Annotated in this window: 24 protein-coding genes; 19 read left to right on the top strand and 5 right to left on the bottom strand. The window is 38.4% G+C overall.

Annotated elements, in window-relative coordinates; all coding sequences use genetic code 11:
* Positions 1-13: 13 nt before the first annotated feature.
* Positions 14-328 (bottom strand): hypothetical protein, encoded by a 315-nt coding sequence (locus tag AC3WJG_RS07980; protein ID WP_337133903.1) that lies wholly within the window; start codon positions 326-328, stop codon positions 14-16.
* A gap of 314 nt (positions 329-642) precedes the next feature.
* Here AC3WJG_RS07980 and AC3WJG_RS07975 point away from each other — a divergent pair, with 314 nt between their 5' ends.
* The 7 genes from AC3WJG_RS07975 (at position 643) to AC3WJG_RS07945 (ending at position 7,612) form a co-directional block, all read left to right on the top strand.
* Entirely contained in the window at positions 643-1,851 is a 1,209-nt protein-coding gene (locus tag AC3WJG_RS07975; RefSeq protein WP_013059465.1) for an argininosuccinate synthase, read from the top strand.
* Entirely contained in the window at positions 1,848-3,236 is a 1,389-nt protein-coding gene (gene argH / locus AC3WJG_RS07970) for an argininosuccinate lyase (RefSeq protein WP_013059464.1), read from the top strand. The genes AC3WJG_RS07975 and argH overlap by 4 nt, the downstream gene beginning before the upstream one ends.
* Before the next feature lie 164 nt (positions 3,237-3,400).
* On the top strand, positions 3,401-3,568 hold the full coding sequence (locus AC3WJG_RS07965) for a hypothetical protein (RefSeq protein WP_013059463.1): 168 nt from the start codon (positions 3,401-3,403) through the stop codon (positions 3,566-3,568).
* Between the two features lie 150 nt (positions 3,569-3,718).
* Entirely contained in the window at positions 3,719-4,840 is a 1,122-nt protein-coding gene (gene ald, locus AC3WJG_RS07960) for an alanine dehydrogenase (protein ID WP_013059462.1), read from the top strand.
* A 113-nt stretch (positions 4,841-4,953) separates the two neighbouring features.
* A complete protein-coding gene (locus AC3WJG_RS07955; RefSeq protein WP_028410515.1) occupies positions 4,954-5,631 on the top strand; it encodes a metal-dependent hydrolase in 678 nt (225 codons plus the stop codon).
* 346 nt (positions 5,632-5,977) lie between these two features.
* Positions 5,978-6,214 (top strand): hypothetical protein, encoded by a 237-nt coding sequence (locus tag AC3WJG_RS07950; RefSeq protein ID WP_050688614.1) that lies wholly within the window; start codon positions 5,978-5,980, stop codon positions 6,212-6,214.
* Between the two features lie 81 nt (positions 6,215-6,295).
* The gene (locus tag AC3WJG_RS07945; protein ID WP_013059459.1) at positions 6,296-7,612 is read left to right on the top strand and encodes a CBS domain-containing protein; all 1,317 of its coding nucleotides are present in this window, start codon (positions 6,296-6,298) and stop codon (positions 7,610-7,612) included.
* A gap of 26 nt (positions 7,613-7,638) precedes the next feature.
* On the opposite strand, the gene AC3WJG_RS07940 is transcribed toward AC3WJG_RS07945, so the two are convergent.
* Complete coding sequence (locus AC3WJG_RS07940; RefSeq protein ID WP_060745481.1) at positions 7,639-7,935, bottom strand: YtpI family protein; 297 nt, start codon at positions 7,933-7,935, stop codon at positions 7,639-7,641.
* 251 nt (positions 7,936-8,186) lie between these two features.
* On the opposite strand from AC3WJG_RS07940, the gene AC3WJG_RS07935 reads away from it, so the two are divergent.
* Positions 8,187-9,125, top strand: coding sequence for a DHH family phosphoesterase (locus AC3WJG_RS07935; RefSeq protein WP_028410518.1), 939 nt, complete (start codon positions 8,187-8,189; stop codon positions 9,123-9,125).
* Positions 9,126-9,163: 38 nt separating this feature from the next.
* Here the strand turns inward: AC3WJG_RS07935 and ytrI are convergent, their stop codons facing one another.
* Both ytrI and ytrH read right to left on the bottom strand, forming a co-directional pair.
* Positions 9,164-9,682, bottom strand: coding sequence for a sporulation membrane protein YtrI (gene ytrI / locus AC3WJG_RS07930; protein WP_028410519.1), 519 nt, complete (start codon positions 9,680-9,682; stop codon positions 9,164-9,166).
* A complete protein-coding gene (gene ytrH, locus AC3WJG_RS07925; protein ID WP_013059455.1) occupies positions 9,679-10,014 on the bottom strand; it encodes a sporulation membrane protein YtrH in 336 nt (111 codons plus the stop codon). Before ytrH ends, ytrI begins: the two co-directional genes overlap by 4 nt.
* Before the next feature lie 141 nt (positions 10,015-10,155).
* Here ytrH and dnaE point away from each other — a divergent pair, with 141 nt between their 5' ends.
* The 7 genes from dnaE to AC3WJG_RS07890 all read left to right on the top strand — a co-directional run bounded on the left by dnaE (position 10,156) and on the right by AC3WJG_RS07890 (position 20,410).
* The gene (dnaE, locus tag AC3WJG_RS07920; RefSeq protein WP_336091281.1) at positions 10,156-13,506 is read left to right on the top strand and encodes a DNA polymerase III subunit alpha; all 3,351 of its coding nucleotides are present in this window, start codon (positions 10,156-10,158) and stop codon (positions 13,504-13,506) included.
* Between the two features lie 200 nt (positions 13,507-13,706).
* Complete coding sequence (gene ystJ / locus AC3WJG_RS07915) at positions 13,707-14,936, top strand: NADP-dependent malic enzyme (RefSeq protein ID WP_013059453.1); 1,230 nt, start codon at positions 13,707-13,709, stop codon at positions 14,934-14,936.
* A gap of 79 nt (positions 14,937-15,015) precedes the next feature.
* Positions 15,016-15,618, top strand: a complete 603-nt coding sequence (locus AC3WJG_RS07910; RefSeq protein ID WP_016765715.1) for a FadR/GntR family transcriptional regulator — start codon at positions 15,016-15,018, stop codon at positions 15,616-15,618.
* Between the two features lie 227 nt (positions 15,619-15,845).
* The gene (gene accD / locus AC3WJG_RS07905; RefSeq protein ID WP_013059451.1) at positions 15,846-16,727 is read left to right on the top strand and encodes an acetyl-CoA carboxylase, carboxyltransferase subunit beta; all 882 of its coding nucleotides are present in this window, start codon (positions 15,846-15,848) and stop codon (positions 16,725-16,727) included.
* The gene (gene accA, locus AC3WJG_RS07900) at positions 16,721-17,698 is read left to right on the top strand and encodes an acetyl-CoA carboxylase carboxyl transferase subunit alpha (protein ID WP_013059450.1); all 978 of its coding nucleotides are present in this window, start codon (positions 16,721-16,723) and stop codon (positions 17,696-17,698) included. The genes accD and accA overlap by 7 nt, the downstream gene beginning before the upstream one ends.
* A gap of 479 nt (positions 17,699-18,177) precedes the next feature.
* Positions 18,178-19,938 carry a pyruvate kinase gene (gene pyk / locus AC3WJG_RS07895; protein WP_028410522.1) on the top strand — a complete coding sequence of 587 codons (1,761 nt, stop codon included), beginning with the start codon at positions 18,178-18,180 and terminating at the stop codon, positions 19,936-19,938.
* 79 nt (positions 19,939-20,017) lie between these two features.
* Entirely contained in the window at positions 20,018-20,410 is a 393-nt protein-coding gene (locus AC3WJG_RS07890) for an FxsA family protein (protein ID WP_025750656.1), read from the top strand.
* 39 nt (positions 20,411-20,449) lie between these two features.
* On the opposite strand, the gene ytvI is transcribed toward AC3WJG_RS07890, so the two are convergent.
* Complete coding sequence (ytvI, locus tag AC3WJG_RS07885) at positions 20,450-21,559, bottom strand: sporulation integral membrane protein YtvI (RefSeq protein ID WP_060745479.1); 1,110 nt, start codon at positions 21,557-21,559, stop codon at positions 20,450-20,452.
* Between the two features lie 113 nt (positions 21,560-21,672).
* Here ytvI and AC3WJG_RS07880 point away from each other — a divergent pair, with 113 nt between their 5' ends.
* The 4 genes from AC3WJG_RS07880 to mdh all read left to right on the top strand — a co-directional run bounded on the left by AC3WJG_RS07880 (position 21,673) and on the right by mdh (position 25,948).
* On the top strand, positions 21,673-22,134 hold the full coding sequence (locus AC3WJG_RS07880; RefSeq protein WP_013059446.1) for a DUF441 domain-containing protein: 462 nt from the start codon (positions 21,673-21,675) through the stop codon (positions 22,132-22,134).
* A gap of 360 nt (positions 22,135-22,494) precedes the next feature.
* Positions 22,495-23,613: a citrate synthase gene (gene citZ / locus AC3WJG_RS07875; protein WP_016765709.1), complete on the top strand. Its 1,119-nt coding sequence runs from the start codon at positions 22,495-22,497 to the stop codon at positions 23,611-23,613.
* Between the two features lie 75 nt (positions 23,614-23,688).
* Positions 23,689-24,981 carry an NADP-dependent isocitrate dehydrogenase gene (gene icd, locus AC3WJG_RS07870; RefSeq protein WP_255255780.1) on the top strand — a complete coding sequence of 431 codons (1,293 nt, stop codon included), beginning with the start codon at positions 23,689-23,691 and terminating at the stop codon, positions 24,979-24,981.
* A 28-nt stretch (positions 24,982-25,009) separates the two neighbouring features.
* Entirely contained in the window at positions 25,010-25,948 is a 939-nt protein-coding gene (gene mdh, locus AC3WJG_RS07865) for a malate dehydrogenase (RefSeq protein ID WP_013085194.1), read from the top strand.
* Positions 25,949-25,983: the final 35 nt, after the last annotated feature.

Genomic DNA, 25,983 nt, shown 5'->3' with positions numbered 1-25,983 from the left:
TCGTTTTTTTTGTCTATCCGTGAACATTTTTTGATATTTCCTCATTTGTTCGATACCAAATCCACAAATCATTAATAATAGAAGCAAGCTCTCCTATCTCGCTATTTAATTCACAGGAGCGGATAAAATTAGTCTCATCTTCTAACGCCGCTTGTTTTTGATTAATACTCGTTTCTAAAGATTGAATTTTGTCTGGAATCTGCCCCCGAATGGATTCCCATGTTAGGAGAATATCCTGCTGAACTTTTTCAGAATAGAATGTCCATTCTCTTTCAAGAGCAGGAATTTTTATACCGAGTCTGTTGTCATAAGTAAAAAAGTGCTCCATTTTTTCACCTCTTCCCTTCCATTTTATACAATGACAAAAGCCAGAGCTACTGTAAGTGAAAAATAAATCATTTATACTTGGTTTATGCATATAAATATACACAGTATGTAAGAAAGGAATATTCATTCGTGTTTATTTTTACAGTATTTTAAGAGATTTTACCCTGTTAAATTAAAATAAATGTGAATTTATATACTTTTTTTTGAATAACTATTGAAAATAGATTAAAAAGTTGTTAAAGTAATAGTAGATTAAATGAATAAAAATTAAAACGGTTGTATTAATATATATATAATTTGTAGGAGGAATAGATAATGAGTAATCCAAAAGTTGTTTTAGCATATTCCGGAGGTTTAGATACGTCAGTTGCAATTAAATGGTTACAGGAAAAAGGGTACGATGTGGTAGCTTGCTGTTTAGATGTAGGCGAAGGAAAAGATTTAAAATTCGTTAAAGAAAAGGCCTTAACAGTTGGAGCGGTATCATCATATGTGATTGATGCAAAAGAAGAATATGCCAATACATTTGCGTTAGCAGCACTTCAAGCACACACATTATATGAAGGAAAATATCCATTAGTATCTGCACTATCTAGACCGCTAATCGCTAAAAAGCTTGTAGAAGTAGCGGAACAAGAAAATGCAGTAGCTGTCGCACATGGATGTACGGGAAAAGGAAATGACCAAGTGCGTTTCGAAGTATCAATTAAAGCATTAAATCCACATTTAGAAGTTTTAGCTCCTGTTCGTGACTGGAAATGGTCTCGTGAAGAAGAAATCGAGTATGCAAAAGAAAAGAATATTCCAATTCCAATTAACTTAGACAGCCCATTTTCAATTGACCAAAACTTATGGGGAAGAAGTAATGAGTGTGGCGTTCTTGAAGATCCTTGGGCAGCTCCACCTGAAGAAGCATATGACCTAACGGCTTCTCTTGAAAACACTCCGGACACAGCGGATGTAGTGGAAATTGAATTCGTTGAAGGTGTTCCCGTATCATTAAACGGTCAATCTTACACGCTAGCTCAGTTAATTCTAGAATTGAACGAAATTGCAGGTAAGCACGGAGTCGGACGTATTGACCATGTAGAAAACCGTCTTGTGGGAATTAAATCACGTGAAGTATATGAGTGTCCAGCTGCTATGACATTAATTAAAGCGCACAAAGAGCTTGAAGATTTAACATTAGTGAAAGAAGTAGCGCACTTCAAACCAGTAATTGAGAAAAAATTAACAGAAGTTATCTATGAAGGTTTATGGTTCTCTCCATTAACAAATTCACTGCTTGCATTCTTAAAAGATACGCAGCAATATGTGAACGGAACAGTGAGAGTAAAACTATTTAAAGGGCATGCTATCGTAGAGGGACGTAAATCTCCTAATTCTTTATACAATGAAAAACTTGCAACATATACAAAAGAAGATGAATTTGATCACAATGCAGCAGTTGGTTTCATCTCATTATGGGGACTTCCAACACAAGTGAGCAGCATGGTAAATCAAAAGAAGGTGACAACGGTATGACCAAACTTTGGGGAGGGCGTTTTACGAAACGCCCTGAACAATGGATTGACGAGTTCGGTGCGTCGATTTCATTTGATCAGCATCTTGTAGAAGAAGATATTGAAGGCAGTTTAGCACATGTAACAATGCTTGAGAAATGCAGTATTCTTTCTGGAGATGAAGCGTCACAAATTAAAAAAGGCCTTCAAACACTGCTTGAAAAAGCTAAGAAGAAAGAATTAACATTTTCTGCTCAATATGAAGATATTCATTTGAATTTAGAAAAGTTATTAATTGATGAAATTGGTCCGGTTGGAGGAAAGCTTCATACGGGTCGAAGCCGTAATGATCAAGTTGCTACAGATATGCACTTATATTTAAAAAAGCATGTTCAGCAAATTGTAGGGCTGATTGAAAATCTAGAAGATGTACTGCTTACAAAAGCAGATCAGCATGTTGAAACCATTTTTCCAGGCTACACACATTTACAGCGCGCGCAGCCGGTTTCTTTTGCTCATCATTTAATGGCTTATGTTTCAATGTTCAAGCGCGATGCTGAACGTTATGCGGAATCACTGAAGCGTATTGATTTATCTCCTTTAGGAGCAGGAGCTTTAGCTGGTACGACATTCCCAATTGATCGTCACTATAGCGCGGAGCTTCTAGGCTTTAATGGGATTTATCAGAACAGTATGGATGCTGTGAGCGATCGTGACTTTATTTTAGAGTTTTTAAGCAACAGTTCTATTTTAATGATGCATTTATCTCGTTTTTGTGAAGAGTTAATTTTATGGTCTAGTCAAGAATTTCAATTTATTGAAATGGATGATACGTACGCAACGGGCAGCAGTATTATGCCTCAAAAGAAAAATCCTGATATGGCGGAGTTAATTCGTGGTAAAACAGGACGAGTATATGGTCATTTATTTAGCTTATTGACTGTGTTAAAAGGCACGCCTTTAACATACAACAAAGACTTGCAAGAAGATAAAGAAGGCATGTTCGATACGGTTACAACGATTGAAGGATGTTTGACCATTTTTGCTGGCATGATCGAAACAATGACAGTAAAAACAAATGTTATGGAAAAAGCTACGAAACAAGATTTTTCAAATGCAACGGAATTAGCTGACTATCTTGCTTCAAAAGGTATGCCGTTTCGTGAAGCACATGAAGTGGTTGGGAAACTGGTTCTCGTTTGTATTCAGAAAAATATCTACCTAATGGATTTGCCTCTTGAGCAATATAAGGAAGCGTCAGATTTATTCGAGGAAGACATCTATCATGTATTAAGTCCAAAAACAGCTGTTAATCGCCGCAATAGCGCGGGAGGAACAGGATTTGAACAAGTAAAAAAAGCAATTCAGCTAGCTAAAGATGAATTGCATGAAAAAACATCGATATAAAAAAGTTATCAAAACGTCCGCAGAAAAATCTGCGGGCGTTTTTTGATGTGAGATAAATGGTATAACTAGAGCATTTAAGAAGAAAATAGAAAAGATCATGTAAGGGATTATGAAGTAAAGTTCACACTCGTAAAGAAAATAAAGTGAAAAAGGAGAAGTGACATATGAAAGACAAAAAACATCCGCAGCATGTATATGAATATGATTTCGAAGGAGAAAAAGAGACATCAAGACAGCTAATGGATTCTTATTCAAGCGGCGTCATTGGCGATGCTATGGCTTCTGTAGTCGAAAATCCAGAAGCACAGAGTGATAACGAACTATATGAATAACTAGATGCATATACTGTATATAGACTAAGAAAAGCAGGATTATGCTGAGCTCTATCGAAAGGTAACGTCATAGTAAATCCGGTTTTCTAAAGGATTTGGTGTGGCGTTCTTTTTTCAGTTAATCACTGATATAAGAAAAGAGGGATAAAGGTGAAAATTGGAGTGCCGAAAGAAGTAAAAAACAATGAAAATCGCGTGGCTATTACTCCAGCTGGTGTTACAGCTTTAGTTAACGGTGGGCATGATGTATATATTGAAACACAGGCCGGAGAAGGCTCTGGATTCCATGATGAAGATTACACAAATGCAGGAGCTTCTATTGTAAATACTGCAAAAGAAGCGTGGGATGCTGAAATGGTTATGAAAGTAAAAGAACCGATTTCAGAAGAATACGGATATTTTCGTGAAGGACTTATTTTGTTTACCTATTTACATTTGGCAGCTGAAGAAGCATTAACGAAAGCATTGATTGATAAAAAGGTGGTAGGCATCGCTTATGAAACTGTACAGCTTCCAAACAAAAGCTTGCCTCTGTTAACTCCGATGAGCGAAGTTGCAGGAAGAATGTCTTCTCAGATTGGAGCTCAATTTTTGGAGAAAACCAAAGGTGGAAAAGGGATTTTATTAAGTGGAGTTCCAGGCGTGCAAAGAGGAAAAGTAACAATTATTGGAGGAGGAGTAGCAGGAACTAATGCTGCTAAAATTGCGGTCGGATTAGGGGCTGATGTTACAATAATTGATTTAAACGCTGATCGCCTTCGCCAGCTTGATGATTTATTTGGTAAAGAAGTGACGACATTAATGTCAAATCACTACAATATCGCACAATCTGTAAAAGAGTCAGATTTAGTGATAGGAGCGGTTCTCATACCGGGAGCTAAAGCGCCAAAGCTTGTCACAGAGGAAATGGTTCAAACGATGTCAAAAGGGTCCGTTGTAGTTGATATTGCTATTGATCAAGGGGGGATTTTTGAAACAACTGATCGCATTACCACTCACGATAACCCGACTTATTCGAAGCATGAGGTCTTGCATTATGCTGTTGCTAATATGCCAGGAGCTGTTCCACGCACGTCGACCTTGGCACTGACCAACGTAACGGTGCCTTATGCTCTGCAAATAGCAAGTCAGGGATATAAAAAAGCGTGCTTAAAAAACCCTTCCCTTCTTCAAGGCATCAACACCCTAAATGGGTTTGTCACTTACGCGGCTGTAGCAGATGCACACGGTCTCACTTACGCTGATGCAACAACTTTATTAGAGCAAGCATAATAAGGCATGTTTTTGCGCAGTTTGTGATATGATAGCCGCGTATTCACTTGTTTTGTAACTAAAACGGACGGGTAGAATATAGAAAAGGTTAGTGTAAAAGGAGAGAATAAATGATGCACGTTTCTTATCATGGACATTCTGTTGTTAAAATTGAAACAAAAGGAAAAACAATTTTAATTGACCCGTTTATCACTGGAAATGAATTAACAGATTTAAATGCTGAAGATGTAAAAGCAGATGTGATTTTACTGACTCATGGCCATAATGATCATGTAGGCGACACGGTGGAAATTGCTAAGCGCAGCGGTGCACTTGTTGTGGCAGTAGCAGAATTAGCTACATATCTTAGCTGGCAAGGCTTAAACGTACATCCAATGAGCATAGGCGGAGCCTATACATTTGATTTTGGCACGGTGAAATTGACCCAAGCTTTCCACGGTTCAAGTTATACAGAAAATAATGAGAAAATTATTTACACAGGAATGCCGGCTGGTTTGCTTTTAACGATTGAAGGAAAGACAATTTATCATGCTGGAGATACGGCTTTATTTTCTGATTTGAAGTTAATTGGTCGCCATGAGCCTGACGTAGCATTTCTTCCAATTGGAGATAACTTTACAATGGGACCTGAAGATGCAGCTATCGCAGCGGAATGGGTGCAGGCAAAACTTGTTGTACCAATTCACTACAATACATTTCCTGTAATCAAGCAAGATCCTCATCAATTTGTTGAGTCTTTATCTGATATTGAAGGAAAAGTATTAAAAGTTGGAGAAGGATTGGATCTTTAATCATAAATAGAGGCTGAGACAAAACGATTTCAGTTAAAGTTAAAAAAGAACGAGTAATCGATATTATCGATCACTCGTTCTTTTTTTATTGTTAAGGTGAACGTAGGTTTCATATATGTAGCGGCTTCTAGCTGTTGATTGGAGGGCAAGACGAAGACTCCCGCGGAAAGCGAAGTCTTGCACGCAAATCAATTGCGGTGTCACAAGCGGTTCAGCTCATGTCTCACATTTGTTCGTCTTTAGATTGAATCGATGCAGTTATGTCTTAACCTCTTTTTATTTGCAAAGAAACGTTCTGCTTTTTTTACTTCCCTGCATACGATAGTAATAATAAGGAGGGAGAGCTATGGAAAAAAATCGAGTTATTTTATCGCTTTTACTATGCGGAGTGATGCTTTACTATGCAATGCCGCACTTAGTGTTAACAACTTCGAGTTTGCAAGGGATTTTTAGTATAAGCTGGCTTACCTTTGCTCTTTTTGTAGCCGGAGGCAATTTGTCATCACTGCTTTATGCACCGCGCCGCAAGAAGGCAAGTATTCAAAAAAATAGTGCGAGAAAGCCTTTGCGTCAAAGAGGTTAGATTGAATCCATTTCACTTCCCCCGTATAATAAAAGAAAAGACATATGAAACGTAAAAACGTTTTAGAAGGGTGAAGTACACGTGGCGACAAAACATGAGCAAATTTTACAGTATATCGATTCGCTTCCAATTGGTGAAAAAATTTCAGTGCGCCAAATTGCCAAAGAACTGAATGTCAGTGAAGGCACGGCGTACCGAGCAATAAAAGACGCGGAAAATAAAGGATATGTTTCAACGATTGAACGAGTTGGGACCATTCGAATTGAACGAAAGAAAAAAGAAAACATTGAAAAGCTCACGTTTGCTGAAGTAGTAAACATCGTGGATGGACAAGTGCTGGGCGGACGTGAAGGCTTGCATAAAACGTTAAACAAGTTTGTTATTGGAGCGATGAAGCTTGATGCTATGATGAGATATACCGAGGCCGGAAACCTTCTTATCGTAGGGAATCGAGTAAATGCTCATGAATTAGCTCTTGAAGCAGGAGCAGCCGTGTTAATTACAGGCGGCTTTGATACGGAAGAATGGGTTAAGAAGCTTGCGGATGATCTTAAGCTTCCTATTATTTCAACGAGCTATGACACGTTTACAGTTGCAACGATGATTAACCGTGCTATTTATGATCAGCTGATAAAAAAAGAAATTGTGCTTGTAGAGGATATTTTAACACCTATCTCTGAAGCGGTTAGCTTGCAGTTAACCGATACGATTGAAAAATGGCATGAATGTAACGATAAGACTCACCACAGTCGTTTTCCTGTAGTGGATCAGCATATGAAAGTTCACGGTATGGTCACCTCAAAAGATGTTATTGGATATGACCTTTCTACTTCAATTGAAAAAGTAATGACGAAAAATCCGATGACGGTTCACGGGAAAACATCGGTCGCTTCTTCTGCGCATATGATGGTATGGGAAGGGATTGAAGTGCTGCCTGTAGTGGATGATTACCACCGACTAGAGGGCATTATCAGCCGTCAAGATGTTTTAAAGGCGCTGCAAATGATTCAGCGTCAACCGCAGGTAGGAGAAACCATTGACGACATTGTAACCAATCAATTTATGGATGTACAAGAGACAAAAGAAGCACCTGTGTATCGCTGTGAAGTAACGCCGCAAATGACGAATTATATGGGGACTATTTCATACGGAGTTTTCACTACTATTGTAACGGAAGCCGCCAATCGTGTTCTTCGCTTATATAAAAAAGGTGATTTGGTTATTGAAAACATCACCGTTTATTTTATTAAGCCAGTTCAAATTGAAAGCGTAATTGAAATTCGTCCTAAGCTATTAGAACTTGGTCGGAAGTTTGCTAAATTAGATGTAGAAGTCTACAATGCCGGGGTTGTAGTAGGGAAAGCGATGATGATGGCTCAGTTATTGGAAAGAGTATAAAAAAAGAAGCTGCTCTGCAGCTTCTTTTACATTTGATCAGCTTCTTTTATTACATAAGGCTGATAGTACTTGTAAGCTTTGATACCTGCTAATATGCTGCCTGAACCGAATAATACAAATAGTATGCCGATGATAAGCGAAAGGCTTGTTTCGTAAATAAACCATTGATTGATTCCAAAAAATAATACAAAAGAGCCAAGACAAATACTCGACTTAGCGGAAATCCATTTTCGTTCCATTGGGCGTTTCGAACGTACGTATTTTACTTTTAAATACATGTAGAAAACAAAGGACACAACGATTAAAATCATAAAAAATGGCACAGACGCCCCTCCAGTCCGGTGTATTTCTATCCGTAATGTTTCTAGATGCTAGTAATCAGTAGTGTTGAAAGTGTTTACAGTAGTATCTATTATTTTACAGGCCGATGACAGAAAATTCTACTATTGATTGATTCTTCTTTTAAAAAAGAGAAGAGATATGATTTAATAAATAATATGGATACAGCGCTGTGGAAATGTAAGTGCACGTGGTGCGTACATAAAACAAGAACAGTATTGACAGGAGAGAGAAAATGAAAGCACAAATATTAGAAGCTATTAAGCAGTTTGACACCATCATTATTCACCGGCATATTCGTCCAGATCCAGATGCATACGGATCTCAGTGCGGATTAGCGGAATTGTTAAAAACATCTTTTCCGGAGAAGAAGGTATACGTAACGGGAGAAGAAGCGGAGTCATTAAAATTTTTATACCGGATGGATGATATCGCTGATGAGACCTATGAGGGTGCGCTTGTCATTGTTTGTGATACGGCTAATGAAGCACGAGTATCAGATCAGCGCTACGTAAATGGAAAAATGGTCATTAAAATTGATCACCATCCAAACCAAACTCCTTACGGTGATTTGCTTTGGGTTGAGACGTCTGCTTCTTCAACAAGCGAAATGATTTATGAATTTTACTTAGAAGGAAAAGAAAAGGGTTTATCTCTGAATGATGAAGGAGCAAAGCTGATCTTCAGCGGTATCGTCGGAGATACGGGTCGATTTTTATTTCCAAATACAAAGCCGAAAACGTTTTGCTATGCAAGTGAATTGATTCAATATGGTTTCAATTTTAAAGATGTATATGATCAGTTATACAAAACAAAAGAAAACGTCGCTCACTTACACGGATATGTGCTGCAAAACTTTACGATGTCTCCAGCAGGAGTTGCTCATATGAAAATTCCAAATGAAATTCTTCGAAAATATGATGTGACACCAGCTGATGCTTCTCAGCTAGTCGGTTCGTTAGGGCAAATTGATGGAGTAAAAACGTGGGTGTTTTTTGTGGAGGAAGAAAATCAAATTCGTGTTCGCCTTCGTTCAAAAGAGCTTGTCATTAATACAATTGCTAGAAAATACAACGGAGGAGGCCATCCTCTTGCGTCCGGCGCTTCCATTTATTCATGGGAAGAAGTAGAGCCTTTACTACTTGATTTAGAAGAGCTCTGCAGTCAGCAGTAATCTGTAAAATAAGCCGTTGATTTTAAATCAGCGGCTTTTTATAGTACTTTTTCCATCTTTTTAATTCGAACTTCAATCGAAAGCGTTGTATAAAAATAAATTTGATGAACTTCAACTTCATAAATCGTTTTATCGAATTCGTATTTTTTATTTTCAATTGCTTTTTTTAAGATATCCCTGCTTCGATACGCACTTTCAATATCTTGGGCAATTAAGTGCTGTGCTTCTTTGTCCACACTTTTTTGAATATTGTATTCAACCACAGAGTTTACTTTATAACGATTGCCGTTTACTAATTTTACTTTCACATTCTGAATAATTAAATGCTGCTTCATTTCCTTGTTTAATGCTTTTACATCTTCTTGCCATGCGCTAATTTGCAAATTTGCTTTTTCTAGCTTATCATTAGCAATTCGAACTTCTTCTAGCTCTCTATCTCTTGAAACGCCATAAATCGTTAAAAACACACCCCAGCTAACAATTGCTCCAATGACTATACCGGCAAAAAAACGCTGCCAGTCGGAGCGCTTGAACATTCGCTCGCTGGGTACCCTCATACAAAATGCTCCTGAGTTAACCACTTGATGATAAGAGCCCCGGTCTGAGCTCCTCCCATAGCGGATAGAATTAAAAGGATTTGTTTGAATACATCTTTTGTGGCTCCTTCAAAGAGTCCTCGCTCAAAGCTGTAAAACGTATCAAATGTTCCTCCAATTGCTCCGACAATTGCCCAGATTTTCAAACTATTGCTGAGGGTATGCATGACGTATAAAGGAGATTTTCCAATTAAAAACCCCGCAAATGCTCCAATTAATGAACCGCCTAAAATAATACCTAATGAAGTGAAGTAACTCCAAATGAAAAGAGACATAAAAGGCTCTTTTGTCATGACGTGTCCTCCTTTACTAGTTTATCAATGAATCACGCTTCCTACATATATATGGACAAACGCTCAGAGTTATGTAATTTGTCTACGCCGGCAACAAAATTTATAATAAGAATAAAGAATTAAAGAAAGGTGGGAAGTCCTGTGCCTTTTGTTCACTTGCAGCTTCAAAGTTCTTATAGCTTATTAAGCAGTTCCATTCGTATTCATGAGCTTGTAGAAACAGCTAAGAAAATGAACTATGAAGCGATTGCTTTGACTGATGAAAACGTGATGTACGGAGTCATTCCTTTTTATAAAGCCTGCATGAAAGCGGGGATCAAGCCAATTATTGGGCTCACATTATCAATCCTAGAACATGAAGAAAGCGAGCGAGCGTACCCTTTAGTTTTGTTAGCGGAAAATGATAAGGGATATGAAAATCTATTAAAACTAAGCAGTTTAGTTCAAACCAAGGAAAAACACGGTGTAAATAAAAAATGGCTCCATCATTACAGCGGCGGGTTGATTGCTATTACACCCGGTGTAACTGGAGAAGTTGAAACTCTGCTAGCAGAAAACAAACTTCAAGATGCTAAGCGAGTGCTTCAATTCTTTAAAAAAGTATATTCGCAGTCTTTGTATATATCGATACAGCGCCACGGACAGGATGAAGCTTTTATAAATCAGCAGTTAACGGAACTTGCTGCTGAAGAAAATATCCCGCTTGTTGCGACGAATCAAGTGAAATATTTAAAAAAAGAAGATCGGGATGCGTATGAGTGTTTAGCAGCTATTCGAGACGGAGAGAAATTACATAGCGATGAAGAGGTAAAAAGTAAGAGCAGCGAGTACTATTTCAAATCACCTGATGAAATGGAAGATCTCTTTCATGACCAGCATTTTTTAATAGAAGAAAGTATAAAAATCGCAAGACGATGCGAGCTCGAAATTTCTCTAGGCGTAATGTCCATTCCAAAATATCCTGTTCCCCCGTCTGTTACATCATCAGCCTACTTGCGCACTCTCTGCGAAAAAGGATTGCAAGAAAGAGTTCAAGTGATCACGGAACAATATGAGGAACGCTTGGATTATGAGCTGAACATTATTGAAAATATGCGCTTTAGTGATTACTTTCTTATCGTATGGGATTTTATGAATTATGCTCATGAACACGGTATTTTAACGGGCCCAGGCCGTGGTTCAGCGGCAGGCTCACTGGTCTCATACGCCTTGCGAATTACAAATGTTGATCCAATTCAGCATCAGCTTTTATTTGAGCGCTTTTTAAACCCTGAACGTATTTCGATGCCTGATATTGATATTGATTTTCCTGATAACAAACGAGATCAAGTCATTCAGTATGTGGCTCAAAAATATGGAGCGCTGCATGTAGCTCAAATCATTACATTTGGAACATTAGCGGCTAAAGCAGCCGTACGTGATGTAGGGAGAGTGATGGGATTTGATCAAGAAGCGCTAAACAAAATGTCCAAAGCGATTCCAACTAAACCAGGTACAACGTTGAAAAGCGCTCTTCGTGATTCAAGAGTTCTTAAAGACTATTTATCTGAAAATGAAGCCAGAAAACAATGGTACAACATTGCCATGAAGATAGAAGGGCTGCCAAGGCATACTTCTACGCATGCAGCAGGCGTTGTGATTAGTGAGAAGCCGCTGACGCAATCTGTAGCTGTACAAGAAGGACATGATGATGTATATCTGACGCAATATCCAATGGAAGCTCTGCAAGACGTTGGGCTTTTGAAAATGGACTTTTTAGGTTTGCGCAACTTAACCATTTTAGATCATATTTTAAAGAAAATTGAGCGGGACATGAATCGAAAGCTGGCACTGTCTCATATACCGTTTAACGATCAAAAAACTTTTGAACTGCTGAGTAAAGGAGATACGACCGGTATTTTTCAGCTAGAGTCAGATGGAATGAGAAGAGTGCTTCAGCAATTAAAACCTACAGAGCTAGAAGATATTGTAGCAGTTAACGCGCTGTATAGACCTGGTCCGATGGAAAATATTCCAACCTATATTAAGCGCAAGCATAGAGTGGAGAAGGTAATATATGATCATCCTACGCTTAAAGGCATTTTACAATCGACGCACGGCGTTATCGTGTATCAAGAGCAAATTATGCAGATTGCTTCAAAAATGGCCGGTTTTTCTCTTGGAGAAGCAGATTTGTTGAGAAGAGCAGTTAGTAAAAAAGAACGGGCAGTGCTGGATCGTGAACGAGCTCATTTTATCCAAGGAAGCAAGAAGAAAGGATATGACCTATCCGTTGCTAATCGAGTGTATGACCTTATTGTGCGTTTTGCTGATTATGGCTTCAACCGAAGTCATGCCGTTGCTTACAGTATGGTAGCCTATCAGTTAGCTTATTTGAAAGCACATTACCCGCTGCAGTTCTTTTCAGCTTTACTAACGAGCGTTATTGGAAATGAAGGAAAAATTGCTCAATATATTAATGAACTAAAAAGAAAAAAAATACAAGTTCTCCCGCCTTCTATTAACAAGAGCATGTATTCGTTTAACGTAGAAGGTGAAAGTATAAGGTATAGCCTTGCAGCCATTAAACATATTGGTGCAGCAGCTATGCAGGAAATAACAGAAGAGCGAAAGAAAAAAAGATTTGAAGACTTATTTGATTTTTGTGCTCGTGTTTCACAAAAAGCCGTGAATAAAAAGGGGCTTGAAGCTTTGATTCTATCTGGAGGCTTTGATGAGTTCGGAGAAAATCGAGCTACTTTATTAGCAACGATTGATGTAGCGTTTGAACATGCAAGCTTGGTACTCCCAGATGATGACTTTGGATTTGGAGATGAATTTTCGTTAAAGCCTAAATATATGGAAAGAGAGGAACTGAAAATAGAAGATCGGCTTCAGTATGAAAAAGATATGCTAGGTTTTTATTTATCAAGCCACCCTGCTTCTCAGTATGAAGCCCTGAATTCCTTTTATTCTGTTGTTTCTCTTCACGATATGAAAGAATACGCTTCAGGAAAAGCGGTCTCTCTTTTAGTATTTGTGTTGGAAATTCGCGTCATTCGAACGAAAAAAGGAGAGCAAATGGCCTTTTTACGCATCACGGATGAAAGTGGAGAAGGAGAAGTTGTTGCGTTTCCCCGCGTATTTGAGCAGAATCGTCTGCTGTTTGAACAAGGGAAAGTTTTACTGATACATGGAAAGATAGATGAAAGAAATGGGCAGCAGCAAATTGTTTGTCAACGTGCTGAAGCTGCTAGTGAGGCGGTTCAAAAACTACCGTCAGAAGAATTATACTTACGTATAGAAACAAAGCAAGGTACAGAAAAGCTGCTTCATACTATTTACCAGCACTTTCAGTCTCATAGAGGGAAAATTCCTGTGAAAATTTATTATGAGGCAGAACGTCAGTTGGTCAAGCTTCCCGTTCACTATTCTATTGAACGAAGCGACGAGTTAATAAAAACTTTAAAAGCAATGCTAGGAGAGAAGCACGTTGTGTTCAAGAAGATATAGTCTTTACAGATTTCATGTGATGTTATATGGTAAAATAGTTAAAAAAGTGGTCTGACCACCGTTTTTTATGAAATATACGAATTAGATGCGTTTTTCTTGAAATGAAATGCAATTGGATTTATAACATCATATGAGTGTGGGAAAGAACATGGTTCAGGCGCAGTATTTGTTATCATTTTGTTTATTGGGAGTGAAATTCATTGTCTTTACGTGAAGAAGCATTGCATATGCACCGCATTAACAAAGGTAAACTAGAATCAAAGTCCAAAATTCCTGTTCGAAACGCAGAGGATTTAAGCCTTGCTTATTCCCCTGGTGTAGCAGAACCTTGCAAAGAAATATATGATGATGTAAACAATGTATATGAATATACGATGAAAGGAAATATGGTAGCTGTTGTATCTGATGGCACTGCCGTATTGGGCTTGGGCAATATAGGTCCTGAAGCTGCTCTGCCAGTAATGGAAGGGAAAGCTGTCCTTTTTAAAAGTTTTGCCGGCGTAGATGCATTCCCAATTTGTTTAAACACGACAGATGTGGACAAAATTATAGAAACTGTTAAATTGCTAGAACCTACTTTTGGAGGCGTTAATTTAGAAGATATTGCGGCTCCTAACTGTTTTGAAATTGAAGAGCGGTTGAAAAAGGAAACAAATATCCCGGTTTTTCATGATGATCAGCATGGGACGGCTATTGTTACGGTAGCGGGCCTTCTTAATGCCCTGAAGCTGACAGGAAGAAAAATGTCACAAATCAAAGTGGTAGCAAATGGAGCAGGAGCTGCTGGCATTGCTATTATTAAATTATTATACAGCTATGGAGTGCGCGATATCATTATGTGTGATTCCAAAGGAACGATTTATGACAAGCGTCCTCACGGCATGAACCGTATAAAAGATGAAGTTGCAGCCTATACAAATCGAAGCAAAGTAGAAGGTACGTTAGCTGATGCCTTAGAAGAAGCTGACGTATTTATTGGAGTTTCGGTTGAAGGAGCACTCACACCGGAGATGATTGGAAAGATGAATCCAGACCCAATCATTTTTGCAATGGCAAATCCGGTGCCTGAAATTATGCCAGAAGAAGCTAAAAAAGCTGGCGCGAAAGTAATCGGCACCGGACGTTCTGATTTTCCTAATCAAGTGAACAATGTCTTAGCGTTTCCGGGGATATTCCGAGGTGCACTAGATGTACGTGCTACTCATATTAATGAAAAAATGAAAATGGCTGCAGTTGAGGCCATTGCTAATTTAATTACGGAAGAGGACTTGAATACAGACTATGTAATTCCAGGTCCATTTGATGCACGAGTGGCTCCGGCAGTAGCCGCCGCTGTTGCAAAAGCAGCTATGGAAACAGGCGTTGCCCGAATAAAGGTAAAGCCAGAAGCCGTAGCTGAAAACACACGTCGCTTAGCGATTATTGAATAAGGTTACATCAACTGTTCTTTGACAGGCATGATGCTTCAAGCATGCCTGTTAAAGTAATGTAAAGTGAGTGGTAGTAAACTTGAAGAATGAACGTTCAAAAGTATATGTAGAAATTCTAAAACAAATTCGCCAGCTAATGGAAGACGATCGTTTAACTACGGGGGATAAAATCCCGTCAGAACGAGAGCTTTCTGAACGGTTAGGCGCAGGACGTTCTTCCGTTCGAGAAGCGCTCAGAGCGTTAGAGCTAATTGGGTTGATTGAAACTAGAAGAGGTGAAGGTACGTTTATTAAAGAAGTAGGGGATCATCAATTTATTGATTTATTAGCTACTTTTTTAGTACAAGACGGTAAAACAAAATCAGATTTAATTCAAACGAGATATATTCTTGAAAAGAGCTGTTTGTATTTTGTTTTAGCGGAACAGGACGAAATCAATGTTTCGAAAGCAATTCAAAAGCAGAATGACGATTGTTTGAAGAACTTGTTTGACTATTTGTTTTCTTTGCAGCCTAATCGGCTACTACACCGAATCTGGCTGATTATTTGCCGTTTTTCTCAAACTTTTCAACAAAACTCAGCGCCAAGCGACATTCTGATAAGTGAATTAGTAGAGGCGTTAGCTAAAAAAGATGAAGCAGCTGTATTAAATCTTCACCATCAGTGCTACAAACAAGTGTGAAAGAAGGAATTTGTCGAAAGAGACATGCCATCTTTCTACACAAAATCAACCAGTCATCTAGTAAAGTAAATAGCAACTAATAAAGTGAAGCGAACAATTCGTCCAATTTTTGTCTATCCGTCACTTGATTTGTATTTGAGGCGGATTTTCACAACTTGTAAATAGTAGAAGAAGAGGAAGAATAAAGGTTCTTATGATAAAGAAAAGAACCAAAAGGAGGTTACACCTTGTTACGAGATTTATTTACAAAAAACACAAAAACTCCAAAAAAACGAAAATATGCTACGATTCCTTCTGAGCATATGAGACAAGATGTACCTGAAGGAATTATGACCAAGTGTAAAAAGTGTAAAAAAATAATGTATACGAAAGAGTTAAATAAAAACTTAAAAGTATGCTTAAACTGTGGATATCATCATCAAATGACAGCACCAGAGCGTATCGAAAGCTTAATCGACAGCGGAACGTTTGTTGAATACGACAAAGATATGACGTCAGAAAATCCTCTTGGGTTCCCTGATTATCTTGAAAAGCTCGAAAAAGATCGTGAGAAAACTAATTTAAGTGAAGCGATTGTTACGGGTGAAGGAGATATTGAAGGCATTAAAGTAGTAGTTGCTGTTATGGATTCACACTTCCGTATGGGAAGCATGGGTTCTGTAGTCGGCGAGAAAATTACTCGCGCCATTGAAAAAGCGAAGGAAATGCATGTTCCATTCCTTATTTTTACAGCTTCAGGCGGTGCACGTATGCAAGAAGGTGTTCTGAGCTTGATGCAAATGGCTAAAACTAGCGCAGCTCTTAAAATGTTCAGTGATGAAGGCGGCTTAATCATTTCGATTATGACACATCCTACTACAGGGGGCGTGTCAGCAAGCTTTGCTTCGTTAGGTGATTATAATTTAGCCGAGCCGGGCGCGTTAATTGGCTTTGCTGGAAGACGTATTATTGAACAAACAATTAGAGAAGAGCTTCCAGAAGATTTTCAGACGTCGGAATTTCTGTTGAAGCATGGTCAGCTAGACGGAGTTATTGACCGTCATGATTTAAAAGAAACGTTAACAACTATTTTAGATATACACGTAGCAGGAGGTGACATCGAGTGGTAAGCGAATTAGAATTTGAACGTCCAATTGTCGAGTTGCGAAACAAGATTGCAGAGCTTAAAGAGTTTGCTAAAAACACAGAAGTGGATTTATCTAGCGAAATTGATAAGTTAGAAAATCGCTTAGAAAAAGTAGAAAACGATATTTACAATCATCTAAGCCCATGGAACCGTGTTCAAATTGCTCGTCATCCTGAGCGTCCTACAACACTCGATTATATTTCGCGCTTGTTTACAAACTTTTTAGAGTGTCATGGAGATCGCTTTTATGGAGATGATGAAGCAATCGTAGGAGGAATTGCCAAGTTTAATGGCGTGCCTGTTACCGTGATTGGACATCAGAGAGGTAAAGATACGAAAGAAAATATTCGCCGTAATTTTGGTATGCCTCACCCTGAAGGCTACCGTAAAGCACTGCGTCTAATGAAGCAAGCGGAGAAATTTAACCGCCCAATTATTTGCTTTATTGATACAAAAGGAGCTTATCCAGGAAAAGCGGCAGAAGAGCGCGGACAAAGCGAAGCTATTGCGAAAAACCTTTTCGAAATGGCTGGCTTAACTGTACCTGTTATTTGCATTGTAATTGGAGAAGGAGGAAGCGGGGGAGCCTTGGCATTAGGTTTAGGAAATCACCTTCATATGCTTGAGAACTCCACGTATTCAGTTATTTCTCCAGAAGGAGCGGCAGCCATTCTTTGGAAAGATTCTTCTCTTGCGAAAAAAGCTGCTGAAACGATGAAGATTACAGCACCAGATTTGAAAGAACTGGGTATTGTAGATGAAATGGTTTCAGAGGTAAAAGGTGGAGCTCACCGAGATATCGATGCACAAGCTGGATACATGGAGGGCATTATCAAGAAATCATTAAAAGAGCTGATGAATTTATCAAAAGAAGAGCTAGTGGAAGAGCGTTATTTAAAATACAAAAAAATCGGACAATTTGCAGCTGAAAACGATGCCATTACTATAAAATAAAGAAACGTGCACTCTTGAAAAATAAGGGTGCGCGTTTTTGTGCGGTTTGTATAGCCCTTCTCTATTGTGTTTACAAGTTCTTCGTGGTATTTTATAGACAGCAAAAACCTTTAAGTAAAAGTAGAAAAAGAGTGTTTTTAAAAAATTTCCTATGGTTATTAGCAGCTGTGCGAGCGTTTGTCTTTTCTCCAAAACGTGAGATACATAAGACATATCAGGCAGCAAGTATTGCTGTATGAATTGCAGGGAATAGTAAAACAAGAAGCAAACGATGAAGAAATTCATCGTTAAAGTGCTGTGTATTTGTTTGCTATTTGATTCAGCGCTACGTAGGTATTTCATAAGTTACACGTAAAGCAAGGTGAACAAGTCAGGGCAACAAAGTATTTGTTCACAGCCTGCTAGTACAAGGTTAGTAAAAGAAATAGCTATTTGCCCTATCTAAAGAGTAAATAGTAAATATATAGGAGGAAATTTGAATGCGTAAAACTAAAATTGTATGTACTATTGGACCAGCGAGTGAAAGTGTAGAAAAATTAGTTGAACTAATTAACTCAGGCTTAAACGTTTGTCGTCTAAACTTCTCTCACGGTGACTTTGAAGAGCACGGTGCACGTATTGTTAACATTCGTGAAGCTGCGAAACAAACAGGTAAAACAGTAGGTATCTTACTTGATACAAAAGGACCTGAAATTCGTACAAACACAATGGAAAATGGTGCAATTGAGTTACAAGAAGGCTCTGAAATCATTGTTTCTATGACAGAAGTAGTGGGAACAACTGAAAAATTCTCAATTACATATCCAGGTCTAATTGAAGACGTACACGTAGGATCAAAAATCCTTTTAGATGACGGTTTAATCGGTCTTGAAGTACTAGAAATCAATAAAACTGACGGTGAAATCAAAACAAAAGTACTTAACCCAGGTACATTAAAAAATAAAAAAGGTGTAAACGTGCCAAACGTAAGTGTAAACCTTCCTGGTATCACTGAAAAAGATGCTAACGATATTGTATTTGGTATCGAACAAGGCATTGATTTTATCGCTGCTTCTTTTGTGCGTCGCGCATCTGATGTATTAGAAATTCGTGAACTACTAGAAAAACACAATGCAGCTCACATTCAAATCATCTCAAAAATTGAAAACCAAGAAGGCGTAGATAACATCAAGGAAATTCTTGAAGTTTCAGACGGTTTAATGGTTGCTCGTGGTGACTTAGGAGTAGAAATTCCTGCTGAAGAAGTACCATTAGTACAAAAAGATTTAATCAAACAATGTAATGCGCTTGGCAAACCAGTTATTACAGCTACACAAATGCTTGATTCAATGCAACGCAACCCGCGTCCAACTCGTGCGGAAGCAAGTGACGTTGCCAATGCTATCTTTGATGGTACAGATGCAATTATGTTATCTGGTGAAACAGCTGCAGGTTCTTACCCAGTTGAAGCTGTACAAACAATGCATTCAATCGCTTCTCGTGCTGAGCAAGCTCTAAACTACTCTGAGATTTTACAACAGCGCAGCAAGCAAGTTGGCCCATCTATTACAGATGCAATTGGACAATCTGTTGTACACACAGCGCTTAACTTAAACGCTAGTGCAATCGTAGCGCCAACAGAAAGTGGTTATACAGCGAAAATTGTTTCTAAATATCGTCCGCAATCTCCAATCGTAGCTGTTGCAGCAAACGATTCTGTTGCACGTCGTCTGTCTCTAGTATGGGGTGTTACACCAGTTGTTGGTGAGCGCGTAAATACAATTGACGATATGTTAGATCACGCTGTAAATGACGCAGTAAAAACAGGCGTTGTAGCACACGGCGACTTAGTGGTTATTACAGCTGGTGTTCCAGTTGGAGAATCAGGTGCAACGAACTTAATGAAAGTTCAAGTTGTAGGTGACGTTCTTGCTAAAGGACAAGGAATTGGTCGTAAAGCAGCAGTTGGTAAAGTAGTTATTGCTAAAACTGCTGAAGAAGCAAATGCAAAAATGACTGAAGGTGCTATCCTTGTTACAAACAGCACAGATCGCGATATGATCAGTGCAATTGAAAAAGCAGGGGCTCTTATTACAGAAGAAGGCGGTCTAACAAGCCATGCAGCTGTAGTAGGGTTAAACTTAAGCATTCCTGTCATTGTAGGCGTAGAAAACGCAACAAGCGTATTCTCAGAAGATCAAGATATTACAGTTGATGCTTCACGTGGTGTTGTATACAACGGACACGCAAGCGTACTGTAAGAACACGTAGATGATAGAAAAAAGAGAAGGGGAATCCTTCTCTTTTTGTTTAGGTAATTCAATAAGCGAAGAGGTGATGATGGTGAGGAAGCTCCTTCCGCTCCTTCTTATTGTACCTGCTGTTGAGGTAATGATTTTGATTTATTCAAGTCATCTCATTGGTGTAATGTCAACATTTTTACTGATTATTGCTACCAGTTTTATTGGTGCGTTTCTAGCGAAAAAACAAGGAACATCTCTTTTTCAAAAAGCACAGCGTCAGATGAGCCAGGGACATGTTCCGAGCGGTGAAATCCTTGATGGTATGTGTGTACTATTTGGCGGACTGTTTCTGCTGTTTCCAGGCTTCTTGACAGATGTTGTAGGCTTTATCTTTTTACTGCCGTTTACACGCAGAATCGTTAAGCCTTTCCTTTTAACGTGGCTAAGAAGATTTTTTCAAGGACGTAATCGAATGACGATTATTCGTTAACTAGAAAGTGTGTGAAAGAAGCTTCTTTCACACACTTTTTCATTTTCCTATAATAAACTGCCACGTTTCTTTAAAAACCCCCGTTGTATGAAGAGTTTTTAGAATAACAAGAATAACAGGGCCAACTATTAATCCGAAAAATCCAATCAGTTGATATCCTACAAATAAAGCAATTAATGTAGCGAGAGGATCAAGACCAATGCTTGATGACAAAATTTTTGGTTCCATAATTTGTCGCTGCACAAGTACTACAGCATATAGTACCGAGAGCCCTACAGCAAATGACATGTTATCTGTTGCAAAGGCATAAATCATCCAAGGAACAAAAACCAGTCCTGTTCCGAGGTAAGGAAGAATATCTACTAAGCCAATTAATAAAGCGACTGTAATAGCATAATCAACCCTAAGAACAAGTAAACCAAAAAGAACGATGATTGTGGTAATCGAAATAAGCGTAAGCTGAGCTTTAATAAAACCAAACAGTGCATTTTTAAGCTCCACAACAACTGTCTGTCCATTTTCTCTTACTTTTTTAGGAATAAACACGCTGCTTTTAGCCATCAGCTTGTACCAATCTTTACTAATAAAAAAAGTAGCCAGCAATGAAAAAATAATCACAGTCGCTGCATTAGGCAATACGGATAAAAGTACTGGGATGCTTTGCAATACATTTTGCAAAAAATCGCCCACGGTTTGAGCGATATGGTTGCCTACCCCTTTAATGTTCGATAAAATAGTTGCTTGCTGACCGGTATTTAAGTTATTAAACATAGAAGTAATGCGTTCATAAAACGGAAGTATTTGTTCTGTAGCAATATTTTCAATAAATATGACCACTTCTTTGAAATTTGTGGGAACAACTTTCGCTAAATACGTACTTCCTGCAATGATTTCTGTGATAAGTAACGTAATAAGTCCGGCCAAAAGAGAGAAGATAAGAACCATTGACAGTAAAACAGCTAAGTAGCGGGGTAAGCGCAGCTTCAATTCAAATAGATTAACCATAGGGTTTATAAAAAAAGCGATGCAGCAGGCGATAATAAATGGATATATGAGAGAAGAGACATAATAACTAAGAAATATAGATGCTGCAATAATTGCCAACACACAAGCTAAGCGAAATAGTCGGTGTAAATGAAGCTTGTACACAATAAATAGAGGCCTCCTTGTAAACGATAGTTAACAAAAGAAAAAGCTACTCATAAAATATTTACGTAATACGTTTTAGATTTATCACAATAAAAAAAGAAAGGATGAGTAAAATGTTCTCACAACCCATGCTTTTTTTAGCTGTTTTACTCGTAATTGGATTAGTGGCTAAAAATCAATCATTAATCATTGCAGTTGCATTTTTACTTATTTTAAAATTAATCGGGTTAGACGGTAAGGTTTTTCCGTTTCTACAATCAAAAGGAATTAATATTGGAGTAACGGTTATTACAATTGCCGTTCTTGTGCCGATTGCAACAGGAGACATAGGATTCAAACAATTAGGAGAGGCTGTGAAATCTTCTTATGCCTGGATTGCTCTAGGAGCGGGAATTGCTGTAGCAATTATTGCCAAATATGGACTTACACTCTTGGAAGATGATCCGCATATTACGACCGCTTTAGTTTTTGGCACAATTCTTGCTGTGGCGCTGTTTCAAGGGGTGGCAGTAGGTCCGTTAATCGGTGCTGGAATTGCTTATTTATTTATGAAATTAACCGAACTTTTTTCGTAGAAATTTTTGTATAATAATAATTTTTTTAAAATTTCTTCTCTCTTTTGATTCACAAAAGTCAGATAATTGTTTATAATATATTTTGAGGCCGCATCTTTTTACATACAATTGTATGTTTTACCTATAGGGCTGTAACAAAGCAATGACACATGCAGATGTTTTGATTTTGTGTGTTATTGAAACAAATGGAAATGTAAGCATTTTCTTTACGTGGGGTAAAGGAATGTTCTTCCAAGATATATATTCAAAAGAGGCGCTTCGTATATCATTTAATGTCTAGTTGAGCAGAGGCTCAATTTTGTTTTTCACGTTTTACACAGAAAGGTATGGGGAATTTTTTCTGTAAAGGAGTGGAGATTTATGACAGCAACTCGAGGTCTAGAAGGGGTAGTCGCTACAACGTCAGCAGTAAGTTCAATTATTGATGACACTTTAACATATCAAGGCTACAATATTGATGATTTAGCGAATTATGCAACATTTGAAGAAGTGGTGTATTTACTATGGCACGGAAAATTACCTAACAAAGAAGAATTATCTGTGTTTTCTAGATTACTAGCAGAAAACGCTAAATTACCCCAAGAAGTCTTAGATCATTTCAAAACTTATCCAATTAAAGATGTTCATCCAATGGCAGCTTTAAGAACAGTCGTATCACTATTGGGGTTGTACGATCCTGAAGCTGATTTAATGGATGAAGAAGCAAATTATCGCAAAGCTGTTCGTTTGCAAGCACAATTACCAACGGTGGTAACGGCTTTTTCAAGAGTCCGTAACGGATTAGAGCCAATTGAACCAAACGAAAACTATAGCATTGCCGCTAACTTTTTATATATGTTAACCGGCGAAGAGCCAACTGATATCCAAGTAGAGGCATTTGATAAAGCACTTGTCTTACACGCTGACCATGAGCTAAATGCTTCAACTTTTACAGCTCGTGTCTGTGTGGCAACGTTATCCGATATTTATTCAGGAATTACAGCCGCTATTGGAGCGTTAAAGGGTCCTCTTCACGGGGGAGCGAATGAAGCTGTTATGAAAATGTTGTCTGACATTCAAACAGTTGAAAACGCAGAACCTTACATTCGCGAAAAGCTCGCGAAAAAAGAAAAGATTATGGGATTTGGACATCGTGTGTATCAACAGGGTGATCCTCGTGCCAAGCACTTGAAAGAAATGTCTGAAAAACTTACCAAACAAGCAGGAGATACAACGCTATACGATATGTCAGTAAAAATTGAAGAGATCGTAACAGGCGAGAAAAAGCTTCCGCCAAACGTTGACTTCTATTCAGCTTCTGTATACCACAGCTTAGGGATTGATCACGATCTATTTACTCCGATCTTTGCCGTAAGCCGCGTATCAGGATGGATTGCTCACATTTTAGAGCAGTATTCAAACAATCGTTTGATTCGTCCAAGAGCTGATTATATCGGTCCTGGAAAACAAACGTACATTCCGCTTGAAGAGCGCAGCTAAACAATGTGACGAAGGTGCTCACGTTCGTTGAGCACTTTTCCATAAGTGAAAGTAGACAAATTTTTTAAGGAGGTCATTCTCATGACAAAAGGTGAACAAATTTCTGTAGCAAACGGCGTATTAAACGTACCAAATAACCCAATTATTCCATTTATCGAAGGTGACGGAATTGGTCCGGATATCTGGGCAGCAGCTTCTCGCGTATTAGAAGCAGCGGTTGCAAAAGCATACAATGGTGAAAAAGAAATCGTTTGGAAAGAAGTATTAGCAGGTGAAAAAGCATTTAATCAAACTGGCGAATGGTTACCGGAAGAAACGTTAGATGCAATTCGCGAATACATAATTGCAATCAAAGGACCATTAACAACACCAGTAGGCGGTGGAATTCGTTCTCTAAACGTGGCATTGCGTCAAGAATTAGACTTATTCACATGCTTACGTCCTGTTCGCTACTTTGACGGCGTACCTTCTCCAATTAAGCGCCCTGAAGATACAGATATGGTTATCTTCCGTGAAAATACTGAAGATATTTATGCTGGTATTGAATATGCGAAGGGTTCTGAAGAAGTACAAAAGCTTGTTTCATTCCTACAAACGGAATTAGGCGTAAATAAAATTCGTTTCCCTGAAACTTCTGGATTAGGTATTAAGCCTATTTCTTCTGAAGGAACAGAGCGTCTTGTGCGTGCAGCAATCAACTATGCAATTGAACAAGGACGCAAGTCTGTTACGCTTGTACACAAAGGTAACATTATGAAATATACAGAAGGCGCATTTAAAAATTGGGGCTATGAGCTAGCTGAAAAAGAATTCGGCGATAAAGTATTTACTTGGGCTCAATATGACCGCATCGTTGAAAAAGAAGGTGCACAGGCTGCAAACAAAGCTCAAGCAGAAGCAGAAGCAGCAGGAAAAATTATTGTAAAAGATTCAATTGCTGATATCTTCTTACAACAAATTTTAACTCGTCCACGTGAATTCGATGTAGTAGCAACAATGAATTTAAATGGAGATTACATTTCAGATGCATTAGCAGCGCAAGTTGGTGGTATCGGAATTGCTCCAGGAGCAAACATCAACTATGAAACTGGACATGCTATCTTTGAAGCAACTCACGGTACAGCACCTAAATATGCTGGTTTAGATAAAGTAAATCCATCTTCTGTATTATTATCAGGTGTGTTAATGCTTGAACACCTTGGCTGGAACGAAGCAGCGGATTTAATCATGAAATCAATGGAAAAAACAATTGCTTCAAAAGTAGTAACATATGATTTCGCACGTTTAATGGACGGCGCAACAGAAGTGAAGTGTTCAGAGTTCGCTGATGAATTAATTAGCAATCTAGGAAAACAAGTAACAGTTTAATAGCTATTCATTTAGGGGAGGAATTATAATGGCAAATATGCGTAAAAAAGTATCTGTTATCGGAGCGGGCTTTACAGGAGCTACAACTGCTTTTTTAATTGGTCAAAAAGAGTTAGCTGATGTTGTATTAGTTGATATTCCGCAATTAGAAAATCCAGCTAAAGGTAAAGCGCTGGATATGTTAGAAGCAAGTCCTGTACAAGGATTTGACGCTAACATTACAGGAACAGCCAACTACGAAGACACAGCTGATTCTGACATTGTCATTATTACAGCTGGTATCGCGCGCAAGCCAGGTATGAGTCGCGATGATTTAGTAACAACGAACCAAAAGATCATGAAGTCTGTTACTCAAGAAGTTGTTAAATACTCACCAAACTGTCATATTATCGTGTTAACAAACCCGGTAGATGCTATGACGTACACAGTATTTAAAGAATCTGGTTTTCCTAAAAACCGCGTAATCGGTCAATCAGGCGTATTAGATTCTGCACGTTTCCGTACGTTCGTAGCGCAGGAGTTAAACATTTCGGTAAAAGATATCACAGGTTTTGTACTTGGTGGACATGGCGATGATATGGTACCTCTTGTACGCTACTCGTATGCTGGCGGTATTCCTCTTGAAACGCTTATTCCAAAAGCGCGCCTTGAAGCAATTGTTGAACGAACACGCAAAGGCGGCGGCGAGATCGTTAACTTATTAGGCAACGGAAGTGCGTACTATGCTCCTGCTGCTTCTTTAGTGGAAATGACAGAAGCGATCTTAAAAGATCAGCGTCGTATTTTACCAGCGATTGCTTACCTAGAGGGTGAATATGGTTATAACGGCATCTACTTAGGTGTTCCAACCGTATTAGGAGCTGCAGGAATTGAGCAAGTAATTGAATTAGAACTGACTGATTCTGAAAAAGCTTCTTTAGATCAATCAGCAAAATCAGTTAAAACTGTCATGGGTGTATTAGCTTAATACAATAAAATAGGTTTGAGTACAGGTTTTTATCA

It is taken from the genome of Priestia sp. FW507-14D1A (assembly GCF_058781295.1).
This window is presented reverse-complemented; position numbering and strand designations above follow the sequence as displayed.

What these genes read in the sequence shown, in the direction of transcription:
- AC3WJG_RS07980 (WP_337133903.1), bottom strand. Translation starts at nt 328, where the DNA reads ATGGAGCACTTTTTTACTTATGACAACAGACTCGGTATAAAAATTCCT.
- AC3WJG_RS07975 (WP_013059465.1), top strand. Translation starts at nt 643, where the DNA reads ATGAGTAATCCAAAAGTTGTTTTAGCATATTCCGGAGGTTTAGATACG.
- argH (WP_013059464.1), top strand. Translation starts at nt 1,848, where the DNA reads ATGACCAAACTTTGGGGAGGGCGTTTTACGAAACGCCCTGAACAATGG.
- AC3WJG_RS07965 (WP_013059463.1), top strand. Translation starts at nt 3,401, where the DNA reads ATGAAAGACAAAAAACATCCGCAGCATGTATATGAATATGATTTCGAA.
- AC3WJG_RS07955 (WP_028410515.1), top strand. Translation starts at nt 4,954, where the DNA reads ATGCACGTTTCTTATCATGGACATTCTGTTGTTAAAATTGAAACAAAA.
- AC3WJG_RS07950 (WP_050688614.1), top strand. Translation starts at nt 5,978, where the DNA reads ATGGAAAAAAATCGAGTTATTTTATCGCTTTTACTATGCGGAGTGATG.
- AC3WJG_RS07935 (WP_028410518.1), top strand. Translation starts at nt 8,187, where the DNA reads ATGAAAGCACAAATATTAGAAGCTATTAAGCAGTTTGACACCATCATT.
- ytrI (WP_028410519.1), bottom strand. Translation starts at nt 9,682, where the DNA reads ATGAGGGTACCCAGCGAGCGAATGTTCAAGCGCTCCGACTGGCAGCGT.
- ytrH (WP_013059455.1), bottom strand. Translation starts at nt 10,014, where the DNA reads ATGACAAAAGAGCCTTTTATGTCTCTTTTCATTTGGAGTTACTTCACT.
- pyk (WP_028410522.1), top strand. Translation starts at nt 18,178, where the DNA reads ATGCGTAAAACTAAAATTGTATGTACTATTGGACCAGCGAGTGAAAGT.
- AC3WJG_RS07890 (WP_025750656.1), top strand. Translation starts at nt 20,018, where the DNA reads ATGGTGAGGAAGCTCCTTCCGCTCCTTCTTATTGTACCTGCTGTTGAG.
- AC3WJG_RS07880 (WP_013059446.1), top strand. Translation starts at nt 21,673, where the DNA reads ATGTTCTCACAACCCATGCTTTTTTTAGCTGTTTTACTCGTAATTGGA.
- citZ (WP_016765709.1), top strand. Translation starts at nt 22,495, where the DNA reads ATGACAGCAACTCGAGGTCTAGAAGGGGTAGTCGCTACAACGTCAGCA.
- mdh (WP_013085194.1), top strand. Translation starts at nt 25,010, where the DNA reads ATGGCAAATATGCGTAAAAAAGTATCTGTTATCGGAGCGGGCTTTACA.